The organism is Brevibacillus soli (assembly GCF_044759095.2).
Classification (GTDB): Bacteria; Bacillota; Bacilli; order Brevibacillales; family Brevibacillaceae; genus JBIYSM02.
The window spans coordinates 1-26,046 of the sequence record NZ_JBIYSM020000042.1; the positions used below are offsets into that span (position 1 = coordinate 1).

The 26,046-nt window shown below is 45.6% G+C and carries 22 protein-coding genes and 4 pseudogenes; 13 read left to right on the forward strand and 13 right to left on the reverse strand.

The features are described from left to right. The first annotated feature begins 306 nt into the window (after nt 1-306). Nucleotides 307-585, forward strand: coding sequence for a hypothetical protein (locus ACE99V_RS16155; protein WP_400492260.1), 279 nt, complete (start codon nt 307-309; stop codon nt 583-585). Nucleotides 586-1,161: 576 nt separating this feature from the next. On the opposite strand, the gene ACE99V_RS16160 is transcribed toward ACE99V_RS16155, so the two are convergent. Continuing rightward, nucleotides 1,162-2,076 carry a DUF5677 domain-containing protein gene (locus ACE99V_RS16160; RefSeq protein WP_400492261.1) on the reverse strand — a complete coding sequence of 305 codons (915 nt, stop codon included), beginning with the start codon at nt 2,074-2,076 and terminating at the stop codon, nt 1,162-1,164. A gap of 77 nt (nt 2,077-2,153) precedes the next feature. Between ACE99V_RS16160 and ACE99V_RS16165 the strand changes: the two genes are divergently transcribed. The 6 genes and pseudogenes from ACE99V_RS16165 (at nt 2,154) to ACE99V_RS16195 (ending at nt 7,204) form a co-directional block, all read left to right on the forward strand. Further along, nucleotides 2,154-2,867 (forward strand): RHS repeat-associated core domain-containing protein, encoded by a 714-nt coding sequence (locus ACE99V_RS16165; protein WP_400492262.1) that lies wholly within the window; start codon nt 2,154-2,156, stop codon nt 2,865-2,867. A 446-nt stretch (nt 2,868-3,313) separates the two neighbouring features. Further along, nucleotides 3,314-4,429: pseudogene (locus ACE99V_RS20495) on the forward strand (RHS repeat-associated core domain-containing protein). A gap of 494 nt (nt 4,430-4,923) precedes the next feature. Next, nucleotides 4,924-5,298 carry a hypothetical protein gene (locus ACE99V_RS16180; RefSeq protein ID WP_400492263.1) on the forward strand — a complete coding sequence of 125 codons (375 nt, stop codon included), beginning with the start codon at nt 4,924-4,926 and terminating at the stop codon, nt 5,296-5,298. A gap of 94 nt (nt 5,299-5,392) precedes the next feature. Further along, the gene (locus ACE99V_RS16185) at nt 5,393-5,551 is read left to right on the forward strand and encodes a hypothetical protein (protein WP_400492264.1); all 159 of its coding nucleotides are present in this window, start codon (nt 5,393-5,395) and stop codon (nt 5,549-5,551) included. Nucleotides 5,552-5,865: 314 nt separating this feature from the next. After that, nucleotides 5,866-6,255, forward strand: a complete 390-nt coding sequence (locus ACE99V_RS16190) for a MaoC/PaaZ C-terminal domain-containing protein (protein ID WP_400492265.1) — start codon at nt 5,866-5,868, stop codon at nt 6,253-6,255. A 169-nt stretch (nt 6,256-6,424) separates the two neighbouring features. Further along, nucleotides 6,425-7,204 carry an aldo/keto reductase gene (locus tag ACE99V_RS16195; RefSeq protein ID WP_400492299.1) on the forward strand — a complete coding sequence of 260 codons (780 nt, stop codon included), beginning with the start codon at nt 6,425-6,427 and terminating at the stop codon, nt 7,202-7,204. A 79-nt stretch (nt 7,205-7,283) separates the two neighbouring features. On the opposite strand, the gene ACE99V_RS16200 is transcribed toward ACE99V_RS16195, so the two are convergent. The 4 genes and pseudogenes from ACE99V_RS16200 to ACE99V_RS16215 form a co-directional block, all read right to left on the reverse strand. Next, complete coding sequence (locus ACE99V_RS16200; RefSeq protein WP_400492266.1) at nt 7,284-7,823, reverse strand: sodium:solute symporter family transporter; 540 nt, start codon at nt 7,821-7,823, stop codon at nt 7,284-7,286. A gap of 166 nt (nt 7,824-7,989) precedes the next feature. Further along, nucleotides 7,990-8,133 (reverse strand): annotated as a pseudogene (locus ACE99V_RS16205) (hypothetical protein); the annotation flags it as partial. A 24-nt stretch (nt 8,134-8,157) separates the two neighbouring features. Then, nucleotides 8,158-10,599, reverse strand: a pseudogene (locus tag ACE99V_RS16210) (Tn3 family transposase); the annotation flags it as partial. A 20-nt stretch (nt 10,600-10,619) separates the two neighbouring features. Next, a complete protein-coding gene (locus tag ACE99V_RS16215) occupies nt 10,620-11,534 on the reverse strand; it encodes a tyrosine-type recombinase/integrase (RefSeq protein ID WP_400492267.1) in 915 nt (304 codons plus the stop codon). A gap of 147 nt (nt 11,535-11,681) precedes the next feature. Between ACE99V_RS16215 and ACE99V_RS16220 the strand changes: the two genes are divergently transcribed. The 5 genes from ACE99V_RS16220 to ACE99V_RS16240 all read left to right on the forward strand — a co-directional run bounded on the left by ACE99V_RS16220 (nt 11,682) and on the right by ACE99V_RS16240 (nt 14,457). Beyond that, nucleotides 11,682-11,933: a hypothetical protein gene (locus tag ACE99V_RS16220; protein WP_400492268.1), complete on the forward strand. Its 252-nt coding sequence runs from the start codon at nt 11,682-11,684 to the stop codon at nt 11,931-11,933. Next, nucleotides 11,902-12,165 (forward strand): type II toxin-antitoxin system RelE family toxin, encoded by a 264-nt coding sequence (locus ACE99V_RS16225; RefSeq protein WP_400492269.1) that lies wholly within the window; start codon nt 11,902-11,904, stop codon nt 12,163-12,165. Before ACE99V_RS16220 ends, ACE99V_RS16225 begins: the two co-directional genes overlap by 32 nt. Nucleotides 12,166-12,505: 340 nt before the next feature. Further along, the gene (locus ACE99V_RS16230) at nt 12,506-13,069 is read left to right on the forward strand and encodes a hypothetical protein (protein WP_400492270.1); all 564 of its coding nucleotides are present in this window, start codon (nt 12,506-12,508) and stop codon (nt 13,067-13,069) included. Between the two features lie 21 nt (nt 13,070-13,090). After that, entirely contained in the window at nt 13,091-13,927 is an 837-nt protein-coding gene (locus ACE99V_RS16235) for a hypothetical protein (RefSeq protein ID WP_208770936.1), read from the forward strand. Nucleotides 13,928-13,938: 11 nt separating this feature from the next. Further along, complete coding sequence (locus tag ACE99V_RS16240; RefSeq protein ID WP_400492271.1) at nt 13,939-14,457, forward strand: hypothetical protein; 519 nt, start codon at nt 13,939-13,941, stop codon at nt 14,455-14,457. Between the two features lie 330 nt (nt 14,458-14,787). Here ACE99V_RS16240 and ACE99V_RS16245 read toward each other — a convergent pair whose 3' ends face one another. Then, on the reverse strand, nt 14,788-15,765 hold the full coding sequence (locus ACE99V_RS16245) for a YpdA family putative bacillithiol disulfide reductase (protein WP_400492272.1): 978 nt from the start codon (nt 15,763-15,765) through the stop codon (nt 14,788-14,790). Nucleotides 15,766-15,854: 89 nt separating this feature from the next. Here ACE99V_RS16245 and ACE99V_RS16250 point away from each other — a divergent pair. Beyond that, nucleotides 15,855-15,989: pseudogene (locus ACE99V_RS16250) on the forward strand (alpha/beta fold hydrolase); the annotation flags it as partial. A 725-nt stretch (nt 15,990-16,714) separates the two neighbouring features. Here the strand turns inward: ACE99V_RS16250 and deoD are convergent. The 7 genes from deoD to ACE99V_RS16285 form a co-directional block, all read right to left on the reverse strand. Beyond that, on the reverse strand, nt 16,715-17,422 hold the full coding sequence (gene deoD / locus ACE99V_RS16255; RefSeq protein ID WP_400492273.1) for a purine-nucleoside phosphorylase: 708 nt from the start codon (nt 17,420-17,422) through the stop codon (nt 16,715-16,717). Nucleotides 17,423-17,994: 572 nt separating this feature from the next. Continuing rightward, nucleotides 17,995-19,143, reverse strand: a complete 1,149-nt coding sequence (locus tag ACE99V_RS16260; protein WP_400492274.1) for a thiolase family protein — start codon at nt 19,141-19,143, stop codon at nt 17,995-17,997. Nucleotides 19,144-19,156: 13 nt separating this feature from the next. After that, on the reverse strand, nt 19,157-20,014 hold the full coding sequence (locus ACE99V_RS16265; protein WP_400492275.1) for a 3-hydroxyacyl-CoA dehydrogenase family protein: 858 nt from the start codon (nt 20,012-20,014) through the stop codon (nt 19,157-19,159). Nucleotides 20,015-20,038: 24 nt separating this feature from the next. Further along, nucleotides 20,039-21,184: an acyl-CoA dehydrogenase family protein gene (locus ACE99V_RS16270; protein WP_400492276.1), complete on the reverse strand. Its 1,146-nt coding sequence runs from the start codon at nt 21,182-21,184 to the stop codon at nt 20,039-20,041. 157 nt (nt 21,185-21,341) lie between these two features. Further along, nucleotides 21,342-23,438 (reverse strand): sigma 54-interacting transcriptional regulator, encoded by a 2,097-nt coding sequence (locus ACE99V_RS16275; RefSeq protein ID WP_400492277.1) that lies wholly within the window; start codon nt 23,436-23,438, stop codon nt 21,342-21,344. Nucleotides 23,439-23,470: 32 nt separating this feature from the next. Continuing rightward, complete coding sequence (pyk, locus tag ACE99V_RS16280; RefSeq protein WP_400492300.1) at nt 23,471-24,547, reverse strand: pyruvate kinase; 1,077 nt, start codon at nt 24,545-24,547, stop codon at nt 23,471-23,473. 225 nt (nt 24,548-24,772) lie between these two features. Continuing rightward, nucleotides 24,773-26,002, reverse strand: coding sequence for a D-alanyl-D-alanine carboxypeptidase family protein (locus tag ACE99V_RS16285; RefSeq protein WP_400492278.1), 1,230 nt, complete (start codon nt 26,000-26,002; stop codon nt 24,773-24,775). Between the last annotated feature and the right edge of the window lie 44 nt (nt 26,003-26,046).

Genomic DNA, 26,046 nt, shown 5'->3' on the forward strand with positions numbered 1-26,046 from the left:
AGATGGGGAGGGGGATCGTATCTCCATTTCTGTCATTTTCTCTTCCAGTAGCTTGTATGAAAATGAAAGACGTCAGACTTCACGTGTAAGAATTCGCTGATCTGACGTACTTTCGAAATTCGGGATAATAAAATATGTTCACCGAAAACAACGAATTAGACTTACTTAAAAATAATGTCTAAGACTGTGAAAATATATTTTTTAGACTTAAGCTATATTATGTTTTAGACTAACTGAAAGTCATTACGCTAACGGGAAGTTGAATAAGGGTTAAAACCAAATGGCTAGGGAAAGGATTCGGTACACATGAATGCTCTCACGGTTGGATTGTTGTTCTTCATCTCAGGCGTTGCCTTCTTCTTTTATGTCGTATTCAAATATACGGAGCAGGTACATCAGAAGGAACTTAAAAACTGGAGATGGTTTCGTGAGGATAAATGGAAGTGGATTTGGGATTGGGAATTCGCATTGTTTACAAAAATAGCAGAAAAATCATATATCATAACGAAAGTGATTCTGCTGATAACGGCATTTATTCCAATTGCCATTGGTGCTTTCGCTCTATGGGTCTATATCGCGGGATAAAGACAATTTCACTATAGGAGTTGGGGTGTACCTGTTTGTGGTATATTTTAATGCTGGTTGAAATTATTAAATCATATTCCCTTTTTACTAATGAAACGAAAGCACCGCAACAGGCAGCTGCCACAGTCAATGCTTCCGGTCAATAAACCGCTATCCGTCTGCCCCCTAAGGTGCGTTGCCGATTCAGCCCATTCCGGAGCAAGTGTTCTCTCGGTTCAACATCTTTGAGAGGGGATTTCTTCTTTCGTCTATGGTATTTTGTTTTGGATATGAGAGAACCATATTGTTGCGGCAGTACGAGAATGCGAATAGGGTGAGGGACCAGCTGAACTAGCTATCCACGAAGCGGAAAGCGTGCGATGAGTATTTCGGTCCGTCGGCGCCGAGGTCATCGCCTTTAACCATACCGGAAGCCAGTATTTTTTATCACACATGTTGTTGTCATTTTTTATGTGTACTAGAAATTCTCAAGTTGTTGTCATTAGACAAAACATCTTAACACAGGGTATTTAAAATACTTTAGGAATCAAACCCCATGTAGGAAATGTTGTTTTCCTACATGGGGTTGGAACCAAGTTACACAAGACTATCATCGTTCATTACTTTTTGATACAACATTACAAAAGTATCGTCTTCAAGTACAGATAATGCGATCTTTTGAAACTCTGTAATTTTGTGAGGGAACAAACTTTCTATAAACGTTTGAGTGGCTTGAACAAGCATAGCTAATGACATACCCAATGGAAAATTGGGATTATTGTACGTTCTCAATTCTTGTATGAATGCCAAATCATTTTGGATTCGTAGAGCGTTAAATGCGTTTAGAGAATGCGTCACAATAGAAAGTATATGATAGATAATATCGTACTCTACTTGCTTCTTTAAACGTACAGCAAGTTCTTTAATATTTCGAGGGCCATTGTACAAACTGTACCAATTTGCATATGGAGGTAAGCCCTTTTTTCTCAATAAATTCTCTACGCGTTTTCGTTCCTTTGTAAGGTGAAGTAGACCCGGGCTCTGCAACCGATTGTCTAATTTTTTGCAGAAGTCATCAATTTCCTGGTGAGTATACTTCGCTTGTAAGGTATCCTTAATCATTGAAGAATTCTTGTATCTAGAGTGGAATTTATTTAATAATGTTTTTTGTTCAATTAATCTTGTCTGAATGTAATAAGCTAGAGCTCTATTTTTAGTATCACACTCATGGATATACAAGAGATAAAGATAATTTTCAAACGCATCTCTTGTAATAGAAAGGGCTGCATTTTCAGTAGCGTGTTCTATATTTGAAAAAACAGCATCTATTCTCTCCAAAAGCTTCCGGTACAGCAGAATTACAGTCATAGTAACTTCATCAATTGGCCCGGGTAATTCATAAGTACAATCTTTCAACAGCTGATCAGCACCACTTATAAACGTTCCCAATTGATTTAATAAACTTTCCTCTGATCGAGTTAGGAAAAAGACATTTCCGCGAATAATAATCACCCCAGATCTACGAGACAGATTCCAATAACAACATCGTAGCCGAGTACATCTGGGATGCTCAAGGTAATCCGGTTAGCATGACGAAAAATGGTGCAACCTATTATTACCATGTAAATGGACACGGTGATGTCACGACGCTTACTGACGCTAATGGCAATGTTGTGGCTGAGTACCAGTACGATGCGTGGGGTAACATTCTCTCTGAGTCGGGTACCATGGCCTCTGCGAACCCTTATCGGTATGCGGGTTATCGTTACGAAGAGGTAACTGGCCTGTATTACCTAAATGCGAGATATTACGATGCGAGTGTCGGTAGATTCATCACTAGAGACACGTTCCATGGGTTTGAAGATGAGCCCAACAGTTTAAACCAATATTCATATGCCCATAATAATCCTGTAAAATATATAGATCCTAGTGGGCATTGGGTACAACTTGCTTGGACAGCCATAAAAATAATCGGTTCGGGAGTATGGAACGCTTACCCAGTATTTAAAAAATATTATGTTGCCCATAGGTATAGTGTCCGAGGTATTACAACTACTGAATGGGCCCACATTGTAGGAGTATTTGCGATAGGTGCGTTTACAAGCGGAATGGGTATACAGATCAGTACCATAACAAAAACTTTTGGTTGGAGTTGGTACCAAAAATTTATAGCTTCGGCCACTTGGTCACTTAAATCCTTCTTTATTAATAATGCTTCTCAAGGTGTAAATCCTATTAGTGCAGCACAATCCATGTATAATCAATTAAAGAATTATGTTGAAAGAGCTATAAATTACTTTTAATTAAAAAGGTTAACATTAGAAATAGCCGGGAGAATTTATACTCCCGGTTTTTTTGAAGATATTATCAACGATTTCCAAGGTAGATTACATGTGTCTTCTAATTTTTCATTCTAGGGTAAGGTGTGATTCATTTTGGTTACAGGGATCATTCTTTTCGTTGTTGGAATTTTATTATTTTCAATTGGGATTTACTTGTGGAAGAAGGGAGATCCGAGAGATTCGTTTTGGGAGGCTTTGCTTAATTTAATAGGGGATATTATTGCTTTCGAGTTACCAATCATTTTTGCGGGTTTACGCTCTTGGGCTATACTATTATGGCTGATCGGGTTTATCATGGTGTCAATCTCTATTTTAACCTTGTATAAGAATATAATTTGACTATTCTGAGGTTCCTGTCAGAACACCGAGATTGATAAGATCTGGTCACTAATCCTCCCCTGGCCTTCATTTCCTACGAATACGATGCTGTAGGTAACCGTACGAAGAAAACCGTAACGCAAGGTGGCAACTCAATTACCACCACCTACACGTATGACGCTGCGAATCAGCTGACAGCTGTCAACGGACAAGCGTACACGTATGATGCGAACGGGAACCTGACAAGCAACGGTGCCAAGACCTTTATCTACAATGCAGAAAACCGTCTGGTTGAAGTAAAGGATTCGACTGGAACTTTGGCGACCTTCACCTATGACCACGAAGGAAAACGCACGAGCATGACAACTGCCAATGGCACGATTTACTTCCACTACAGTGGAGATAAGGTCATCTACGAGACCGATGCGAACAACAACATCGTAGCCGAGTACACTTGGGATACCCAAGGTAACCCGGTTAGCATGATAAAAAATGGTGCAACCTATTATTACCACGTAAATGGGCATGGTGATGTAACGAAGCTTACAGACGTAAATGGCAATGTTGTGGCTGAGTACTAGTACGATGCGTGGGGTAACATTCTTTCTTCTTCAGGAACGATGAAAAACGAGAACCCGTATCGTTATGCTGGGTATCGATATGATCAGGTAACTGGCCTGTACTATCTAATGGCTCGCTACTACGATCCAAGTGTGAGTAGATTTATTACACGGGATACGTTCCATGGGTTTGAAGAAGATCCATCATCATTAAATCAGTATGTATACACTGCTAATAATCCAGTCATGAGAATTGACGCTTCCGGTCATATGTGGACGCCGTGGGGGGATATGGGGCTGGATGCATATGGTAATTTTTGGTATTTAAATGATGTTGGTTTTGGTACAAAATTAGCTGTTCGTGTCGGACTCTATCTCGGAAGGATTTATTGGAGAATCACACCTGGTGGTCTTATTAAGTTCGTAGGCTCGTATTACGTTGGTTCCCTATACAATGCATTTAGGAGATTAATTGATACGGAGTTAGCCGGCCTTAAAAGGTTACAGCGAGTTAGTAGATGGGATGCGAGACTTCATGAAGAAGTAGTTAATTACCTTTATAGTAAGATAAGAGACAAAAATATCAATATTACTAGAACTGGATTGTATTATGTGTTAGATGAGAAAACAGTAAGGTTTTGGTAAATTAATTAGAGGAAGTAGGGCTGAGAAAATATCAGTCCTACTTCCAAATCAAAAATATTTGAAAGGCTTGAAGTTGGATGACGAAACAAATGATAGCCCTTTTCACTGGGTTATTCTTAATTATAATAAATGCTGTATACTTGTATATGAATATAAAAGAAGTGCGGGACCATATAAAGACATATCACGAACATAAGAGTAACAAGACATTAAAATCGTGGTATCTTAAGTGGCCCGAGGTATTACTCGATACGCTTCTAGTAAATACTAATAATGCAATTATTTCTTTCATTACGTTTTTAATCGGCCTGTTTATGGTTATAGCTATCATTAAAGAATTACTTTTTTAATTTTTCAGTCTGCTATCAAAGGAAGTTGCGGATTTCAGAAAATCAGAGTCGTATTTTTCTTTTAAAAATGGCACATCAACTTGGAAACCATTTTCTCAAGTTTATAATTGCGCTGAAGTAGGGACAGCCCAAGCATTAGCTGAGATGGATACCTCTGATTATACAATTGACCAACTTTTGCAAATGATTGAAGATGCATCTGACTTGGAAATGAACAAATCGAAAACAAGCATGGATGTTAAGAATAGCAAAACCGTTGGTGCCTTGCTGTTTGAAAAACAAATTGAAACTCTAAATGAATACGGGGTATCCATTGAAGACTTAAAATTGTCAACTAAGCCTTTGAATAAAAAGAATGTAAAAAGATGTACCGATGAAACAACTGGCATTACTTTAGAAAACGAAAAGACATCTGAGTTAGTAACATTTATACACTTTAAGCCTGTAAAAGTGGAAAAGGACAGTAAAAATCTTGAATATTACCGAATGCTTACATTGACAAAACCAATCACCGGTTAGATCAGGGTCTCTTGATTAATGAAGTAAAATAGTATAATTTTATGAGCTCCCCTTAAAAAATCTGGGGGAGCTTTTTTACAGGAGGTGCTGTATTGTGGTAGAGGTAACGCTATTAAGTATCATGTTTTACGTAGGGCTTATAATTTTTGTGATGGTTTTTGTAAAAATCATTTCAGGAAAACAACGACAAGAAGTTAAAAAACTAGAGGAAAAAATAAAAGATTTAGAGGAAAAAATAGACAATAAACGATAGCTTCCATGGAAAAGAAATCTAACTTATACAGACCTAAACATGTGATATAAGATCATATGTTTAGGTGTTTATTTTTCCCAGAAATTATTGCTATTATCAGAATTTTTTAAACGCACTGGATTGATGGAGCTGATCTTGTAACGACACGTTCACATAACCCACCATAATTACCAATGAAAATCATCCTGACAAACACGTTCATTGCTTAACTGAACTTATAGGCCTTATCACCGAAAATTTACCATTTTCATCCATGAGTTTGCACCTGGTGTCAGTTACGCTAGTTCTGCCCCTTGTAAGGAGGTCAACGTGTAATGACCGTGAGTGAATTGGAAACATTGGAAAAACCTGTTATCCCCCATACACAATTAGTCAAATATGCGGGAGCTTCAGGCGACTTCAATCCTATTCATACTGTTGATCCGATTGCACAAAAAGCAGGCTTGGGCGGGGTAATTGCACATGGGATGTTGATCATGGGATATGCAGGCCAATCATTAGCCAGGTGGTTTGATCGCAAAAAATTGAAGCGCTTTCAAGTAAGGTTTTCAGCCATGACCTATCCCGGTGAAAAAATCAGAATTGAGGGCAAAATTATGGAAGAAATCAAAAAGGAAAATAAAACATTCTTGTTAGGAGAACTTACCGCGATCAACGAAGATGGCGATACAAAATTGGCAGGCTCTTTTGAAGTGGAAAAATAATTGGCAAGTTGGGTTAAAAATGACGGATAACGGATGCAGCGGGACAATCTCTCCTTCTATGGTATGATAAAAATGCCAATAGCTACTTGCAATCGTTTATTCACGACAGGAGGGTCCGAAAGTGGCAAAACATATCACAGATGCCGCCGTGCTTTACAACCATGTAAAAATGCCCTGGCTGGGACTTGGGGTGTATAAAGCAAGCGAAGGGGAAGAGGTAGAGCGAGCAGTAAGAACGGCGATTGCGGCCGGTTATCGCAGCATCGATACAGCAACGCTTTATGAAAATGAAACGGGCGTTGGCAAGGCCGTACGCGAATCGGGCGTGCCGCGCGAAGAAATTTTCGTCACCACGAAAGTATGGAATACGGATCAAGGTTATGAGTCTACCCTGCGGGCTTTTGAAGTCAGCCGGAAGAAGCTCGGCTTTGATTACATCGATCTCTATCTCGTTCACTGGCCGGTGAAAGGGAAATACAAGGAAACATGGAAAGCTCTCGAAAAGTTGTATCAGGAAGGGTTTGTCCGGGCGATCGGTGTGAGCAACTTTCACGTCCATCACCTGGAAGATTTGATCGCCGACTGCCAAGTGAAACCGATGGTGAACCAGGTGGAATACCATCCTTTGCTGACACAGCAGGAACTGCGCCAATACTGTCGCAGCCAGGAGATTCAGCTGGAAGCGTGGAGACCATTGATGAAAGGCAGCCTTGATCATCCGATTTTGAAAGAACTGGGCGAAAAATATCAAAAAACTCCGGCGCAAATTGTTCTGCGCTGGGATCTGCAAAACGAAGTGGTGACCATACCGAAGTCGGTGAACGAACATCGAATCAAGGAAAACGCAAATATTTTTGACTTTGAACTGAGCGCGGAGGATATGGAAAAAATCAGCGGAATGAATCAGAACAAGCGCTTTGGGGCTGACCCGGACAACTTTGATTTCTAAAAAATTTCCATCGTGCAAAAAATCAGACCGTTCCTCATCCAGGAGGAACGGTCTGTTTCCTATATTCCCAAGCAGAAAATCAAGCCTCGCCTTTGAATGCCTCCGATTCACCGATCATTTGTCGGGCGGACGGCAGCAAGAGGGAGAACAAGATCGTCAAGGCGGCGGAAATAGTTACGCCCCAAAGGATGCCCAGGGTGAGCGAACCAATGGCGCCGGAAACAAGACCGACTCTCGCTCCCCAGGGAGACAAGCGGCTGTTTTGCTCACCCATGGTGAATGCCTCGGTTCGTCTTCGCTTCCATAACAGACCGACGAGCAGGACAGGGACGACGCCGCCCCCGGCCATTGTGTAGGCCATCGAGAAGAGCCCGATGATCGATTTTGCCCAGAGTGCGGCGGTCACGGCAAATATCCCCACGACGAGCACAAACCAGCGCGCCAGTTTGACCACTTCCGCATCGCTTTTCTCAGGCTTGAAGGGACGGTACAGGTCGTTGACGATGATCACGGCGGCGGAGTGGAGCAGGGAAGCTGCGCTGGATATGGCGGCGACAAAGATCAAATGGTGCCGAGAGAAACGTCCTCGCAGCGGCAGATCACCAAATTCTCCATGCAATGTTCACCTCTTGACCATAAACACAGCAATTCTTATTCCAAGCTGGAGAAACTGCAAAAAGAAGGGATATTTTTTCCATTTACACATTCCAGGGGTACCACCAACAAAGTGCGGATTTTGTACGCTAAGCCCTGATTGACGGAAAAAACGCCGGAAATCCTGTACGCTAAGGATTACCGGCTTCGATTTTTCCTTGAATAAGTGGTAACAATGCGTTAAGGCTGGCATTTCGCTTTTGATCAAATGTGTACTCGCCAAGAAAGTTGATATGTTCCCATCCTAAAGGCGAAATGTGGCTTAATAGATTTTCCTGAAGCGATCCTTTTTGCTTCTAATTCTCCTGAATGATCTTTGTATTGATACGACCGCGGAGTAGGTTTTCTATCTTTGGGAACTCGCCTACCTTATCAAACGAATATAACCTGGAATCTGACAAATCCCGAAGCCGTGGAGCAAACCGGAATCCGAGCAAATGACTTAAACCAAAGACTTGATCAGTGTAGCCAGCCGTATCCGTATAATGTTCTTCAATAGACAGCTCAGATTCATGATGCAAAAGGCCATCGATGACATGCACTGCGTCACGAGCGTTCGTATTGATGACTTTCGTATAGAACGATGAAAATTGATCGCTGACGAATCGATAAATCGTTGTTCCTTTTCCTGAGCCGTAATGAGGGTTTGCGTCAGCATGTAGGGCAGAAACGCCTACTTGAACACGCATACCATCTGATGAGGATGTACTGCCATCTCCCCAATAAGAAGCTAACGCCAACTTATGATGAAAGTTTACCAAAGTGGCCTGTGCCCGATTCATGGCATCTTCATACATTCTCCATTGAGCTACGTTTGCCATTTGATGATACGAAATACCTGGAGTAGCCTCAGCCATTTTTGTCAGCCCTATGTTCGTTCCCATTGCCATGAGAGTGGCCATAACAATGGGTCTTTCTTCAGCTTTAGGTGGACGACCAGTAGAAGCATGAACAAACAATTCATCAAACCCAGTCCAGTTGGCCACATCCATAAGCAAATCAGTTAATTTGACACGGGGCAGCATGTCATAAAGAGATAGACTGAACGATCGGGCTTCATCTGGTACATCTTTCTCCAATCGATCAACACGAAGTTTTTCTTTATCAATGCTTATCCCTTCCAGCTCATGTAAATGATCAGATACCCATTGTAGACGTTTAGATAACGCTTCGTATCTCTCCTGAAGATATTCTTCTGATGATAAGCTAACAGCAAGTCTGGTACCGGAGGTACGGGCATCAACCCATTCTTGTTTAGATACCAGGTATTCATCAAAATCCTTATGCTGCTTACTTCCCACAACGGAAATATCTCCAGAACGAATATGATTACGCAGCTCTGTTAGAGCAGCCATCTCATAATAGTGTCGATTGATTAATTCATCCTCGTCATACACATGCTTTTGCCAACGATTCAGGATAAAGTCTAATGGTGCTCCATCGGGAACCTTTCGTTTCCCAGAATCATTCATTTCACGAATGGTATCTAATGCACGTAATAATGGTTCGGTTGACTGAGTAGAACGAAATTCTAATGCTCGTAGCAGAGTGGGTGTATATTTTCGGAGATAAAAGAATCGATTCTCCAATAAATCCAAATAGTCATAATCCATTGGCCGCGCCAATTTCTTTGCTTCTTCTACCGAAGCGACTATCTTTTCCCATGGCATAACCGCCTCTAAGGTTGCAAATGGATCAAGCCCCTCGTTTCTAGCTCGGATTAGAGCTGCACCTAAATCCGCATAATGTATGACCTTTTCATTGACGGACTTTCCATTCTGTTTCTGTATTTCTTCTTGTGCTTTACGTCCCTTTGATTGCAATATCATAATCTGCCGGTCGTGGATTTCAATCGCTTGATCGATTAAATCTTGACTGATATTTAGTAGGTAGGCGACTAAAATGGCGTATCTTTTTGTCTCGTTAAATCTCCGGAATGAATGGGGTTCGTATCTTGCCCCTAAGCGCGCCAATTGTATGAATCGGTTAGGGTGGATCTCGCCCGTGTTTATCGATAATTCAATTCCTCGAATATACTCCAGACGCTCAATCACTTTTAAGAATGCCTCTGGCGAGGATTGGCCAGGTACTTCCCGAAGCCAAGCTAGACGTGTTTTTCCGTTTTCTACAAATGGATCGATCAGCTTGTCTAATCTCTGTTTTTGCCATGTAGAGAGGGAAGATGTCAGCCGTTTAAAAATTCTTTCTTCTGCTCGATGACGGGTTTCCCAGACGAGTCTTTCAATTGTCGTCATGGCAGGGAGAATAATTTTCCTTTTTCGTAGTTCGTCTAGGACGGTACGAATCAGATGAGTTGGATTTCCGTTCTCCATCGCATGATGTAATAAAAATTGGGATGAGCTACGGTATTCACGCGAAGAGAAATTACGATACCCATATTCCTGACGGATCTCTTCCAGATGTTCGCGCCTGGTTGGGTCCCGTTGGGCATATAAAGGGTAGACTTCCGGATCAACATCAATTTGCTTGGCTATGTAACGCAAGACAGTCTCAGGAATATCTTTCACATCGGACAATGACCAACCAGGATACCGAAGAGTACATAACTGTACAGCGAAGCCCAAGCGATTATGATTTCTCCGGTGCCTGTTAATGATTTCAATGTCGTGTTTTGAAAAGGTATAGTAGGTAGCAAGTTCCCATTCACTCATGTCTGGACGAATCCTCATGAGTTCATTTCTTTCGTCTGGTGTTAGTAATTCTCTTCCTCTAACCGGCATAAACTGCTCATCCTTTCAGATTATTGCCAAGCTATTTTTTCTACTTCGGATTGTAAATCAGCGCGTGTTGCTTTGACGTAAATCATCGTTGTATCTAAGCTGTCGTGCCCCATAATTTGCGCTAACCTATGTAATGGTGTGTTGTCGGCCATGACATAGCCGAATCGATGGCGCAAATCGTGAGCACTCAATCCTTCTAAGCGAGCTAATTTCATGTATTTTTGAATGAGATGTCGTAAAGCACGTTCAGTTAAACGATCACCTGTTTTTTCTGAAGGGAATAGATACGGACTATCAGGAGATAAGTCCGCCAAATACTTTTCCAAGATGGACCGGCAGGTTGCATTCAGCGGTACTTCTCGTTGCTTGTTCCTTTTTCCTGATCGAACCGTAACCTGACCACTTCGTTTTCCAATGATCACATCACCAGGAGCAAGATCACAGATCTCCATGGTTCGTAGTCCCGTATGGAGCATCAAAGTAATAATCGTTTGATCTCGAATTGATCCACTATGCTCCACAGCAGCAATGAGAGCTGTTTCCTCTCTTTCGGTCATCTGCCGTGGGCTTGCCTTTTCTTCTGGTACCAACTTGACCGGTTTTGACGGATCGCGGCGAATTAAGCCTTGAGCTGAAGCCCACTCAAAAAATCGTTTTAACGTAATTAACCTACGGTTAATCGTGGCTGGTTTTAGCTTCATTTCCTTTTGCATCACATCACGATATCTAGTGATGGTAGGTGTTGCTACATCTTCGATACGAAATGGGATAATTTCTTCAGATACTTGTTCGCTTTCAAACCATCCGATGAAGTGCTTCAGGTCCCCACCATACTCTTTAACTGTTTTTGGTTTCAAATCTTCCTCAGTTTCGAGTATATGTATAAAGTCGCCAATGACTTTTTCTCCTTGTTCGGAAATCCCGTTTCCTGTCATCTTGAGAACCCCCAATTCTTGACTTACATTAGCGGACATGATAATCTTATCTTAACGTAAACATTAGCGGACATCAACGGTTGGCTTTAAATATTAATCATGTCCACTAATACTAATTAGCGGACATTCAGAAAGGAGATCGTTCACATGGCGGTTAGCAAAGATGATGTGATCAAATTGTTTGAACTCCTTCCAGAAGATGCCAGACAATCAGCCTTTGATTATTTGCAGTTTTTATTCACGCGTCATACTCGGCCAGACTGGCAGGAAATTGAGAAGATGGAACCGGACGCAGAACCTCTCACAGAAGAAGAACTTCGTCAAATGAAAAGTGATGCCGGTTACGTTACGGGGGAGGACGCCAAGCGTGAATTCGGGTTACAAGTTGATCTACCATAAGGATGCGGTTAAATTTTTGGGCAAGCAAGAAAAAGCCGTTCAGGAACGCATCGTGCTCGGATTGCGTGGGCTTCTTGAAGTCCCACCTATCGGAGACATTAAGCCAATGAAAGGCTACACTGGCCTTTATCGGCTCAGAGTTGGTACGTACCGTATCCTTTTTGAAGTTGATCACAATGAATTGATCGTATACATACGCGCAATCGATTCGCGCGGTGGCATATATAAATAAACATATGGGCCAGAAAAACTGTATTTTTTGTAGTGGTTCTTTATCTGCTGGTTATGAGCAAGAAGCCTGTTATCGATACTGGTATTACGCAAACGGCTGCGACTATCAAATTGAAGATAACTCAGAAGAAAGGGAAGTTGATCCCTTAACAAAATAAAAGCCGGTGATTCCTTAGCGTAGGAAAAACCGGCTTTTTTCGTAACAAAAAGTTCGTTAGCGTACAAAATCCACACTTGGTTGGTGGTAGCATTTCTAAAATGAAACGGTAATTTTTGTTCGTTGCATCTGAATCTTTTAATCAGTAACATACAAATAATAAATCAGAAAGGGAGTATTTTGGGTGAAAAATAAGCGTCATCTTTATTCAGTTATCCTAATAGCGGTAGTTATGGGCATATTTTCTGTAGTTTTGATGGGAGCAACTCCATCCGATTCAAAAACTGTGGACATTAATTTGGCATATTTGCAAACAGCTGCTGATACACAATTTCATAACCAAAATGTTCGTCATTTTAGTGCTGATCCTAAATCAACAGATAAAATCGTTGGTAGCATTAAGTTTGAAAGAGAAAAAGGCTTTGATGATGAGAACTTACCTTTTAAAGTTGAAGGTCAAGGATCGATTCATATAAACGGTAATGTATTCCCTTTTAAAATCAAGGATCGAGTATCTATGACAGTAAATCAAAATGGCAATTCATTCTATACTGGAAGCGCTACTGGTACCCTGCACACAAATAAAGGCGAGGTACCCGCAGTGTTCACTATTCTCACGATTCCAGATGAAGAGAAAACATTAATTACAGTAGGCGCAGATAATATAAGCGATGAAGCTACTGCATTGGCTTTTGGTAAGAAATTCGCTGAAGTTGATGAATACATGCAGAAAAAATTTGGCAACTAAGAATAGTAAGGAGAAAAAAGGATGCGGAAAATATTATTGTTATTAGCCAGTGTTTGTGTATTCTCATTTACTTCCTTAACAAGTTCTGCTTTTGCTACCCACATCATTGATAACGACTTAAACAACGATGGAATTACAGATTCCGTGTATAAAGACACCTATGCTGGGGGTAAACAATTTTATGCAGTTAAGGCTGGTCCGACTAAAGGAGAACGAGTGGGAGTTTTAACTGCTCACGCAAGGAGCCCTTTCTGGAACGAGGCTGCTTTAGGAGATGAATGGATTCGTATTTTTACTGATACTGTTGGAGTTCAAAGAGAACTAAATGCTATGACTAATACTGTTTATCCTGAGGCCATTTATGGAAAATATAAACTATGGGATGCAAATGGTGTAATTAAAAACATATATCCTCTAAGTGATGGTAGTTGGTTGTGGAATCTTGCGAAGGCAGCGATAGAGTTAATAAATCTTACACCTACTGGCCAGATTTTAACACAATTCGCAATAACTCTCGTCGAAAATATAGGAGACTATAGTTCTAAAAATGCAAATGGCGACTACGGGCAAGAAGCTTATAACTCAGTATGGTTTGGAAGCAGAAGTATTTGGTTGAATAATTCTACTCCTACAGATTTACCTAGCACAGTCATGGGTTACGATGCGTACAAGTACACTGCTAATACCGGTGTTGTTTTTAAGTTTGAATACGAAGATAAGTTTTGGGTTTATAAATCTGCGCATACAGTTGAGCCCATCGCCAATATTAAATATGTCATGACCCTTCAAAGTTCAGGATTACCATACGCATGGTGGACGGGTACATTTAGCGTTCCGCACAATACCTACGGCGGTTAGGGTGAATGCAAATGAAAAAAAGTTCTATTTTCTGGGTAGCTATCATTGCTATTGTAATATTTAGTGTTGCGTGGGTTTCAGTTAGAGCAAATTCGTCTGAGTTACTTTCGACACTGATCAACTCCGGATCCAATAATTATGTTCAGCTTCATGAATATTCCTCTGATTTGCAAGTTGCATTAGCCGAGAAAGAAAAAGATAAGAAGCTTGAATACGCTCTTGTAGCTCTTTCTAAAGCAACAGATGCCAGAGAGGGAATAGAATTTTTAGGTCCAATTTTCCAATCCGAAGGAATTGACTCAACTTTTTTGCGTGATCGAATCAATATGATGGTGATTAACACGAGACATTACATTATGGAGATTGGAAATCACGGTGATTCAATTAGTGAGGATTTAACAAAAAAGCTTAAAAAGGATATGCAAGATGCGCAGTTCATTACTAAGACGTTGAATCATGAATGGATTCTTCAAAAAGATTTTGAAAAAGTAAAGAATGCTATTTTAACACTCAGTAAAGAAATTGGCTAGATAATCCATAGAATGTGGATGCCGGTGTCCTTAGCGTACAGGATACCGGCTTTTTTTCGGTCGAATAGGGCTTAGCGTACAAAATCCGCACTTTGTTGGCGGTACCCCATTCCAAAAGTTAGAAACGGGCCGTCAACGATTGCATCAGAGTAACTATCCTCAACATTCACGCAGGTTCTACATTCTGGAAATAAGAATCTGGCATGAAAAAATACACCCCTTGGAAAACAACGGATGAACCAAAGGGTTTTTCCAATGTCTATCTAACGGGTGCACTCCTCATACATCTAAAGGGGATAATGAATCTTGTCTACAAAGAGGGTATCGGTTTTAATGTGCCCGCGATTTCGCCACATGCTCGGCAATCAAGCGCCCATGGAAACGGCCGTTCTCGATAAAGATCGCATTCGCATGGTGACCCGCGGCGGTTACCCCTGCGATAAAGACGCCGGGAACATTGGTCTGCATGGTTTCCGGATCATGGCAAGGTATCCCTGTTTCTTCATCGACAACCACGCCAAGCGCATGAAAAAATGTGCGATCCGGCCGATAACCGATCAGTGTAAACACAAAGTCATTCTCGAGGGTTTGCATTTCTCCATCCACGTCGACCAGGATATGGTGCTCGTCGATACGGAGCAGGCGGGATGAATACAGCATGCGGATGCGGCCCTTTGTTACCATGCTTTCAAAAACGGGGCGAGTCCATGCCTTCACATGGGGCGAGAGCTGGGGACCGCGGCTGATGACCGTCACCTCCGCGCCGGCTCGCTCCAGGTCGAGCGCGGCATCCACAGCGGAATTGTTGCCGCCGACGATCGCCACTCTCTGACCAGTGAACGGATGAGCTTCCTTGTAAAAAGAATAGACTTTCGGCATCTCTTCGCCAGGGATATGCAGGCGGTTGGGATGATCAAAATATCCCGTTGCGATGATGACACGGACAGTTTCATAGTTCTGTTCCTTCCCAAACCGATTCTTTGACCTAACTTGAAAATGGGGCCCGTGCTGTCGGATCTCAACGACTTCTTCATAACTGTTGATACGCAATTGATGGCGTTGGGCGACCAAACGATAGTAGGCAAGCGCCTCCTGACGGGTTGGCTTTTCATTGGCAGTGGTAAAGGGAATCCCTCCGATCTCCAGCAGTTCTGGCGTACTGTGGAAAACCATGTAGGTAGGGTAGCGATAGATGGAGTTAACCAGTGCCCCCTTTTCGATCAGCAGCGGATTGATTCCCACTTTCTTTAGTTCGATGGCAGCCGCTAATCCACATGGCCCTGCCCCCACAATGATGACCTCTTCCATGAGTATGTTGCTCCTCTCTAATCCGTGAAATGCTCTCTCATTATACCATTTTGACATGAAAAGGTTTTGCCCGAAAAGCTGGTTGCAGGAAGATCGATAAGGTACAGAGCTATAAGCAAATCGTTGATCATTCCAGACAAAGTGACATTCCTCTCTCCATGATTACAAGAGGCTTACCGGATGACGGGGACGGGGAATGGCCTTATCAGGAGATTTTCTCTATTTGAGCAATAAAAAGACTCCTTGGTATGATGTTTGAGGATCCCAGTGCCGGCAAGGGAGCGGATCCAAGCAAGGAGCTTTCTAAGATGAATGGTTAGAGGAGAGTGTAATAGGGAGAGAAGGGAGGAACCCGATTAAGAGAAAGGAACGGGGAGATAAAAAACCTGAGAATCAAACGAATGTTTGCTTCAGTTAGAGAACGAACCCAGCAACCAAAGCAATTTTATGGTGTATCAAAAAACAGTTCATGAAATTGACATTTCATGAACTGAATTCATTTTGATTGAACGCGGAGTATATACCTAACTTTCACACATGAGGGCTTTTGGATCTCTTCTATATGCTATTGCGGAAGATGAGCACCAATCATTTATCGCTGAACTTTTCTTTTCAAATATTTAACGTCAATAATAACGATAACAACCTGGATAAACAAAAAGAATGAATGTTTTTAAGTTGTCATCCAATATCATACACGGCATTAAAGCAAAGTTGTAATGTTTTTGTCAAGAATGTTGTCGTGTTTACGTCAACAGACACCAGACATCGGTCTCATCATCGGCTGGCTTTTGCTTTCCGATTTTTATCAGTTTACATAATATATATTATCGGACTCAAAAGAAAAACGCCTTTCCCCTATATGGAAAGGCAAATACGTCAACCTGGGCAAAGCTCGGAAAAAGAAACCCGCAAATCTGGTCGGGAGATTTGCGGGTATTTTCATTGCTTATTTATGCAGAGCGGCTTCCAGCGCCACTTCGATCATCTCGTTGAAAGTGGTTTGACGTTCTTCGGAACTGGTGGCCTCACCAGTCAGGATGTGGTCGCTGACTGTCAGGATCGAGAGCGCATTGCGTTTGAATTTCGCAGCAAGCGTATACAGTGCGGAAGTTTCCATCTCGACGGCGAGCACCTGATACTTCGCCCACAGTTTATAGGGATCCATGCTGTCGTGATAGAAAGTGTCACTGGTAAACACATTGCCTACTTTCACGGACAGGTTGCGTTCCATGGCTGTCTGGTAGGCTTTGTGCAGCAATTCGAAGCTTGCGGTCGGCGCATAATCGATGCCGTTAAAACGGATACGGTTTGCGGCCGAATCGGTCGAGGCACTCATGGCGATAATGACGTCGCGCACTTTGATATCCTCTTGAATGGCCCCGCAGGTGCCAACGCGAATCAGGTTCTGCACGCCGTAACTCTCCATGAGTTCATGAATGTAGATGGAAATGGATGGAACCCCCATCCCCGTTCCTTGAACGGAGACACGTTTTCCTTTATAGGTACCGGTGAAACCCAGCATGCCGCGGACGTTGTTGTAACACTCAGCGCCTTCCAGAAATGTTTCCGCAATGTATTTAGCGCGCAGAGGATCCCCCGGCAGCAAAATGGTTTCGGCAATTTCGTTTGCCTTTGCCCCAATATGTACGCTCATTTGTCTAACTCCTTTTCTTCCTGTAATTTCCCTACTACGATATAGTAACGCAAAATCACGGGAAAGCAAAATAAATTGATTTATTCACTATAAGCATATTATTTTTAAATAAAATTAAAAAATATATTTACATTCCATTTATTTCCAGTTATGATGGAAGCAGGACAACAAACAGGAGATGATGAAAGTGAAACCAATTCCAGGAAAAATCACCTCTCCCCTCAAACCAAAATACGAAGAAACCCTAAACCGGCTGGCCAAGTTCCTCCAGGAATCGAAAAACCAAACAACCACATAAAAGAGCGTCCTTTTTCTCGGACGCTCTTTGTTCGTAGAAAAGAATTTTTAAAATTGGACATCCTATACAGCCACTAGAAAAGTGTTCGGGGCCCCAGCCGACACCAGCGATCGCTTACGTCGGCTGGGTTTTCTTATCGTGTAGGAAAGTTTAAGTTTGCTACAGCGTTAACGCATCAGTGTATTAAACTTTCCGGAACGTATAAAAAGCTTCCTCTAGGGAAGAACCAGCTTCTACGAAAGGGGCTTCGACAGAAGCTTTTTTTACTTCCCTTCTAAATCCGTTCGATAATGGTTGCGGTCGATTGTCCATGGCCGATACAGATGGTCAACAGCCCGTAGCGGCCATTTCTCCGTTCCAGTTCATGCAGAAGCGATGTGATCAGCTTGGCACCGGTTGCTCCCAGCGGATGTCCCAGAGCAATGGCTCCCCCGTTTACATTTACTTTGGACAGGTCGGCTTCCAGCGCTTTTTGCCAGGCCAGAACGACGGGAGCAAATGCTTCATTGATCTCTACCAGATCGATATCGGCGATATTCAGCCCTGCTCGCTTCAGAGCCTTTCTCGTCGCGGGGATGACGCCATCGAGCATCATCGTCGGATCGGACCCGACCACTGCCTGACTGACGATGCGGGCTCTTGGTTTTACTTCCAACTGCGCCGCCCTCTCCTCCGCCATGACCAGAACGGCTGCGGCTCCGTCGCTCATCTGGCTGGCGTTTCCGGCCGTGATGACACCGTCCTGGCGAAATACGGGCTGCAGTGCGCCCAGACGTTGCAAAGACGTATCCGCTCGGGGGCCTTCATCCACATACACGTTGATCTCGTTTCCCTCTGCATCGTGTCCCGTCACAGGTACGATCTCCTCAGAAAACTTGCCTAGGGAGATGGCCTGCAGGGCTCGGCGATGGCTTTCGTATGCGTACGCGTCCAGTTCCTCTCGTGAAAGATCCCACTTTTTCGCAATCAGTTCAGCAGAGATTCCCTGATGAACAAATTCATACTGACTGGCCAAAGCAGGCGGAATCGTCTGATCTCCTCCGTCGCTCAGCATGGGAACACGCGTCATGCTTTCCACACCGGCAGCGATCGTGACGTCCATATCGCCCGACTTGACCTCTTGCACGGCAAAATGCAGTGCCTGCTGTCCTGATCCGCACATGCGGTTGATGGTTACAGCCGGCACTTCAACGGGAAATCCGGCTCGGAGCGCCGCCAACCGTCCAATGTTGTAGCCCTGCTCGCCAATCGGGGTGACGCAGCCCATGACAATATCATCGATGAACCCTTTTTCCACAGCCACCCGCTCCGTCACTTCACGAAGAGCAACAGCAGCCAGCTCCACCGGATGGATGTTGCGGAAGACGCCTTTTCGCCTGCCGACCGGTGTACGCACGGCAGAGACAATCACAGCCTCTCTCATTCCCTCTCCCCCTCTACTTTTTCTCGTAGCTGTAAAATCCCTTGCCAGTCTTCTTTCCGTGATGACCTGCCTCGACGAGCTTCCGCAGGATTTGCGGGGGGCGAAAACGATCTCCATACGCCTCAACCAGCCCTTCGGAGGCGAACAACAAGGTATCCAGACCGCACAAATCGGCCAGTTCAAGCGGCCCCATCGGATAGTTCAAGCCGAGGCGAATGGCCTTGTCAATATCTTCACGCGAGGCAATGTTTTCTTCTAAGATGCGCATACCTTCCAAAATGTGAGCAGCCAAGGCCCGAGTCGTCACAAAACCTTGTGCGTCGCGAACGACAACCGTTTCCTTGCCAATCGCATGGGAAAACTGCTCCACCGCTTGCAGCGCTTCATCGGATGTGTCGGTTGCTTTCACCAGTTCGATCAAGCGCATGATCGGGGCCGGATTAAACCAATGCATACCGAGAACGGCTTGCGGACGGCGGGTTGCCGAAGCAATGGCCGTCACGCTCAACTCCGAGGTGTTGGTGGCCAAAATGCAGTGAGCCGGTGCGTAATCATCCAGCTGGGCGAAAATCTGCTTTTTCAGATCCAGATTTTCCGGCACTGCTTCGATAACGAGCTGCACATCGGCGCATGCCTCGGACAGATCATGATACGTTTCGATTTGTCCGAGGATCTGTTCCACTGTCCCTTCCGTCAACTGCCCTGCTTTTACAAAACGCAGGAGGCTTTTTTCAATAGACTGCAGGGAACGCTGCAGGGCCGTTTCCGAGATGTCGTAGAGTGCAACCGAATAGCCTCCCTGCGCGATGGATTGGGCAATGCCGGATCCCATTAAACCGGAACCGATTACGGCTGCGCGTTGAATGTTCATCACGTGATCCCTCCTGTCAAGAGCTTACAGCCCCATGTTTTTGGCGATGATCGATTTCATGATTTCATTGGTGCCGGCATATATGGCTGATACCGGAATATCACGGTAGCGGCGTGCGATCGGATACTCTTCCATGTAGCCGTAGCCGCCGTGCAGCTGCATACATTGGCCGGCGATCCTCTTGGCCATCTCTGTTATCCACCACTTTGCCATGGAGACCTGTGTAACGACGTTATCTCCTGCCATGTGGGACTCGATCAGCTGATCGAGAAAGGCACGCCCGAGCTCTATCTCCGTTGCCATCTCGGCTACGGTAAACTGGGTGTGCTGAAACGAGCTGATCGGCTGACCAAACGCCTGCCGGGATTGAATGTAGGGAATGGTCTGTGCCAGCATCTCTTCTGCGCTAACCTGCGCCATGATGGCAACCATCAGTCTCTCCTGTTGCAGCTTTTCCATCAAATACCGGAAGCCGTTTCCTTCCTGCCCCAGAAGATTGGCTTTCGGCACCCGGCAGTCTTCAAAAATGAGCTCCGCCGTATCCTGGCTGTGCAGCCCAACCTTGTTTAACTTGCGTCCGCGTGAGAATCCTGGAGTTCCGTCTTCCATTACGAGCAAGCTCACACCTTTGTGCGCAGGTTTGGCATGCGGGTCGGTCTTGACCGCAACCACCACCAGATTGGCAAGAATCCCGTTGGAGATAAATGTCTTCTGACCGTTTACAACGTAGCACTCTCCATCGGGGATGGCCGTCGTGCGAATATTGGCCAGGTCAGATCCCGTACCCGGTTCTGTCATGGCGATCGCCGTGATGATATCGCCGCTGATGCACCCGGGCAGCCAACGTTGTTTCTGTTCCTCCGTACCGAACGAGGAGATGTACGGCACCACGATGTCATTGTGCAGGCTGACTCCGAGCAGACCGGAACCGATTCGTTCCAGCTCTTCGGTGATCACCACGGAATAGGCAAAATCCGCTCCCAGTCCGCCGTACTGCTCGTCGACCCACGGGCAGAGATAACCGTTGTCCCCCAGCTTCTTCCAGAACGAACGAGGGATCAGCCGTTCTTCCTCCCACTGCTCAAAGAACGGCTTCACTTCCTTTTCCAAAAACTTGCGGAACGAGTCCCGCAACAGATGATGTTCTTGCTTTACGTAACGAGCCCGCATGGTATCCCTCCCAACTGTTGCTCATTGCAAAATAAAATCCTATCTATAGCAAATGCCGTGCCATACGTAATAAAGGAGGTGTAAGCAGGCATGACATCCTGAAGTGTACGAAAACAAAACAAAAAAGCATCCGATTTTCGGACACTTTTTGTACGATTTATGACAGATTGTATTTTTTCAACTTTTCGTATAGTGTCGAGCGGCTCATCCCCAACTGTTTGGCTGCATGGCTCTTGTTGTCTGCACATGTCTCCAGTATACGAATAATCATTTCCCGTTCTTCCTGTTCCCTTTTATGTTTCCACGTCGCACCCGAATCGTTCCCAGCCCGTTTATGTTCGATCCGCGCATGACTCCCAGAACGTAAGCTTGACGGCAAGTCAGAAAGGCGAATCCATCCGTCCTCCGCAAACGTCAAGGCTCGTTCGATGCAGTTGCGAAGCTCTCGCACGTTCCCCGGCCAATGATAGGTCAACAGAGCCTGTTCCACTTGCGGGTCCAGTTCACGAACAGCGGTGCCATGCTCAAGTTGCAATTCTTGCACGAATTGTCTGGCCAACAGCAGAATGTCGCCCCCGCGTTCTCGCAGCGGCGGGATGTCAAGTGAGATTACGTTCAATCGGTAGAACAGGTCTTCCCGAAACACTCCCCGGGCAACCAGATCTTCCAAGGACTGATGCGTGGCGGCCAAAATTCGCACATCCACCTGTATGCGCTCCGTACCTCCCACTCGGTAAAACTCCCTTTCTTCCAGCACACGCAAGAGCTTCGCCTGCAGTCCGGGGGACATGTCCCCAATTTCGTCCAGGAAAAGCGTCCCCCCGTTTGCCAGATCAAACTTGCCAGGCTTGCCGCTTCGTTCTGCTCCGGTAAAAGCGCCAGGAGCGTAACCAAAAAACTCGGATTCCAGCAAGTGCTCCGGAATGGCTGCGCAGTTTACGCTGATAAACGGACCGTTTCGTCTGCCGCTTTCGGCGTGGATCGCATGAGCGAACAGTTCCTTACCCGTGCCGCTCTCACCTCGGATCAAAATGGTGGAGCGCCCTTTTGCCGCCTGGCTGGCAGTACGCTTCAGACGGAGCATGGCCGGATCGTTGGTTGTGATGCTGCCCAAGCCATATTTGACCGGAATTTGCTTTTTCAGCTCTTCCCGATAGTACGCCACTTGACTTTCCAGCAGATGGATACGTTTGGCCATCTCTGCCAATTCCTTCAACTGTCGGAACATGACCTGGCCGACGGCGCCGATGACCTGGTCGCCCGCCCTGATCGGAATCCGCTTCAGAATGTACGGGATCCCGTTCATCTCCATGGGAGGACTCATGTCGGAGAGTCCGGATTCCAGTGTGCCGCTTACATCCAGCTGGGGAAGCACACGCGAGATCGGCTGATGAATCAGCTGCTGTTGATCGATGCGGAAAAATTCCGACAATCCTTGGGAGACAAATTGAATCATCCCCTGCTCATCGACCAGGACGACCCCGTCATAGGCATGTTCCAAAACGGTGTGGAGTCGATTTCGCCACTTTTTTACGGACTCCAGCTCTTCTGCGATGGCCTCCAACTCCGTCAATTCCTGGAACACGACGATGATTCCCGTTTCCCCGCCCAACATGGAAAATGCGCAGATCTGAGCCAGTAATGGCGTTCCATTCAGCAATACGCGTTTCGAAACAAAAGGATCGCCGTCATGGGGGGAGGGAATCTCGGCATCCAGTTCGGGTAACATCTCGTTCAAGCTTTTGGAAGCCAGAATTCCCGCATCCGTTCCCGTAATCCGGGCAAAAGCGGAATTCGCGTAGAGAATGCGCCGCTCTTGATCCAGCATCAGGGTCCCTGCGGTTATCGACTGCAGCAGCGTCTCCAGCTGTTCACGCAGCAGTGTCGAAGATCGCAGCAAAAACATCACTATGTCCGTTTTGGTCAAGAGACCCACTACGCGCTTGTCCGGATCGACAACGATGCCCGTTCCCACATCGCTGTTTCGTACCAGTTCCTCTATTTCTTCGTACGGAGTGTCCGAAGGAATGGTAATCAAATCCTGCTTGAGATAGGGTTCCAGCGGTTCATCAAGGGAGACACCCGCGAGAATCAGCCGGTACAGGATGCTGTTGGTAAACACCCCTACCAGCTCGCTGTCCTGTACGGGCAATACGGTAAATTTTGTCTCAAGCATGTAGCGGACTGCCGTGGCAATCGTATCAGAAGGCCGCAGGTGAAATGGAACCGGGGACACCATGTCTTTCACTTGCATGACTGTTTCTCCTCTATCCAACTGTTTACCCTTTATTGTACCACTTCCGCCTCGGACTTGAGCAAGTTCATTATGTCGACCAGGTCAAACGGCTTATCACCCGCGACGCGCTCGGCGAACGAGGAGACCGTGTTCAATGTTTCGGTACTTTGTACGGGGTATCGTCCGGATGCGCTTTCAGCCGAAAGCATAACGGCATGGGTGCCGTCCAATACCGCTTGAAACACATCGGTTACTTCTGCGCGTGTGGGGACAGGGTGCTCCGTCATGGATTGCAGCATCTGGGTTGCCGTAATGCAGTACGAATCGTTCCGCCGGCACTCCTTGATCATGGCTTTTTGCAGCAGCGGCACCCAGGTATAGGGTACTTCCACGCCCAAATCTCCGCGGGCGATCATGATTCCGTCCGAAGCGTCGAGAATCTGCGAAAAGTTACGCAGCCCGTCCATGGTTTCAATCTTGGCGATAAACCAGGGCGCATGGCCGCGCGCCACACCGGCAAACCGGCGAATTTCTTCCATATGGCGAGCCACACGTATGAACGAGCACGCGATCATATCCACCTTTTCCAACAACAGAAAACGCAGATCGTTTTGGTCTTTCTCCGTAAGTGCCGGCAGACAAATGGAAGCCCCCGGGATGTTCACACCTTTGTGACTGGAAATCATTCCCCCAACCAACACACGGGTCAGCAGTGAGTCTTTTGTCACCTGTTCGATCAAGAGCTTTACTTCCCCGTCGTTGATCAGCACGCGGGCGCCCGGTTTCACATCGTGGACGATCCCTGCGTAATCAACGCTTGCTTCATGCTGGCTGCCCACAACCGGCTTGGTATGCAGGATGAAAGGGTCTCCCTCAGTAAGCACTACTCCTTCTCCGGCAACTTCCCCGAGGCGAATTTTGGGTCCCTGAACATCTCCCAGGATTTTTACCTTTTTCCCCGTTTCACCGGCAGCCTGCCGGATGTTGCGGATTCCCTGCTTATGGCTTAGATGATCTCCGTGCGACATGTTCAGACGGGCGATCGTCATGCCGCTTTGGATCAGCTCTTTCAGTGTCTCCACTGAATGACTGGCGGGGCCGATGGTACAAATGATGTCGATGCTCACACGTTTTCCCTCTCTTTTCACTCTCATTCCTTTCTCCTACAGTGTTTGTCGGGATGAAGGGTTCCATGCACGACAAAAAGACGCCTTCCAGGGAAGACGTCTTTTTTGAGTGTATAAGAATTTATAAATTTGGACATCCCATACAGCCGCTAGAAAAGTGTTCGGGGCCCCGCCCGGCGAAGCGTTAGCTAATGCCGGGTGGGTTTTCTTGAGTATGAATGACATTTACCCAACCCGTCGGCGCCAATCCTGATGAGAGGTTGAGCGGCGACGCTTTTTGGCTCGGGCAACCACATAGAACACCAGCATGATATTCAGAAGCAGCCAGGTAAAGAGAATGGCGTACCGAGCCGTCTGTGACTCGGATCCGGTCTGATCGGAAGAAGAAATGGCAAGAAGGCGTGCGGGTATTTCCGGCTGTTCTTTTCGTTTCAGGGAAAACTCCTGTGTGAAGGTGCCTGCCTGAACCCGGAGCATTCCTTGCGGCGTTACCTCGATCTGTGGTTCGGATCCAATGGGGACGGTGACAAACAGATCGGATGGTGCGGTAAACTCCTCCCGTCGCTCACTGGCCGCAGCCGTAGCCAATGTGAATCTGTCCCCGGCTTTCGCCACCTGCCTGGTTTCGTAATGAGCGAATCCGTAGTCCAGCATTTGCGTCACGTCTTGGTAAGCAAGAGCACTGGAGCTTGCTTTCATCGTGACGGCAATGAATTCGCTCCCGCCGCGCTTGGCGGAAACGACCAGAGTATGTCGGGCCTCATCGGTAAATCCGTTTTTGATACCGGTGGCCCCTTCGTAACGCCATAACATTTTGTTGTGGTTAATCAGCTCCGATTTCCACTCCCGCCCGTCCCAGGGCAGTCGCTTGGTGGCGACAATTTCACGGAATATCGGGTTTTTCATCGCATACTGCGCAATTTTTGCCATATCGGCAGCCGTCGTGTAATGGTTGGGATCATGCAGCCCATGAGCATTGGCAAAATGAGTTTCCGTTACCCCTACCTTTTCTGCCAGATACTCATTTAATCTTTCCGCAAACTTTTCCGTGGTGCCCGCCAGGTGCTCGGCTATGGCAGTGGCAGCGTCGTTTCCGGAATGCATCAACAGACCGTATTCCAGCTTCTTCAAGGAAACCTGCTCTCCCTCGCCGAGATACACTCGTGTCCCGTCTTCGTATCGGGCTTTTTTTGAGACCGTGACAATATCGTCGGGATTGCCGTTCTCAATGGCGTAGATCCCGGTTGCAATTTTGGTGATACTCGCAGGGTACAGCGTAACATGAGGATTTTTTTGAAACAGAACCTGTCCTGTCGTACCGTCAATCAAAATGGCGGACTCCCCGTTGATCGCGGCAGCCGTCAGTTCATCTGAAGCCTGTGCGGATACAGATCCGGAACCCCAACCAAACAGCGTGTTTGTTAAAAGAAGTATAAGTGTAAGAAAAAATCTCATAGGTGTACAAATATCCTTTCCTTCTTTTCAAAGCTGTCAAATGC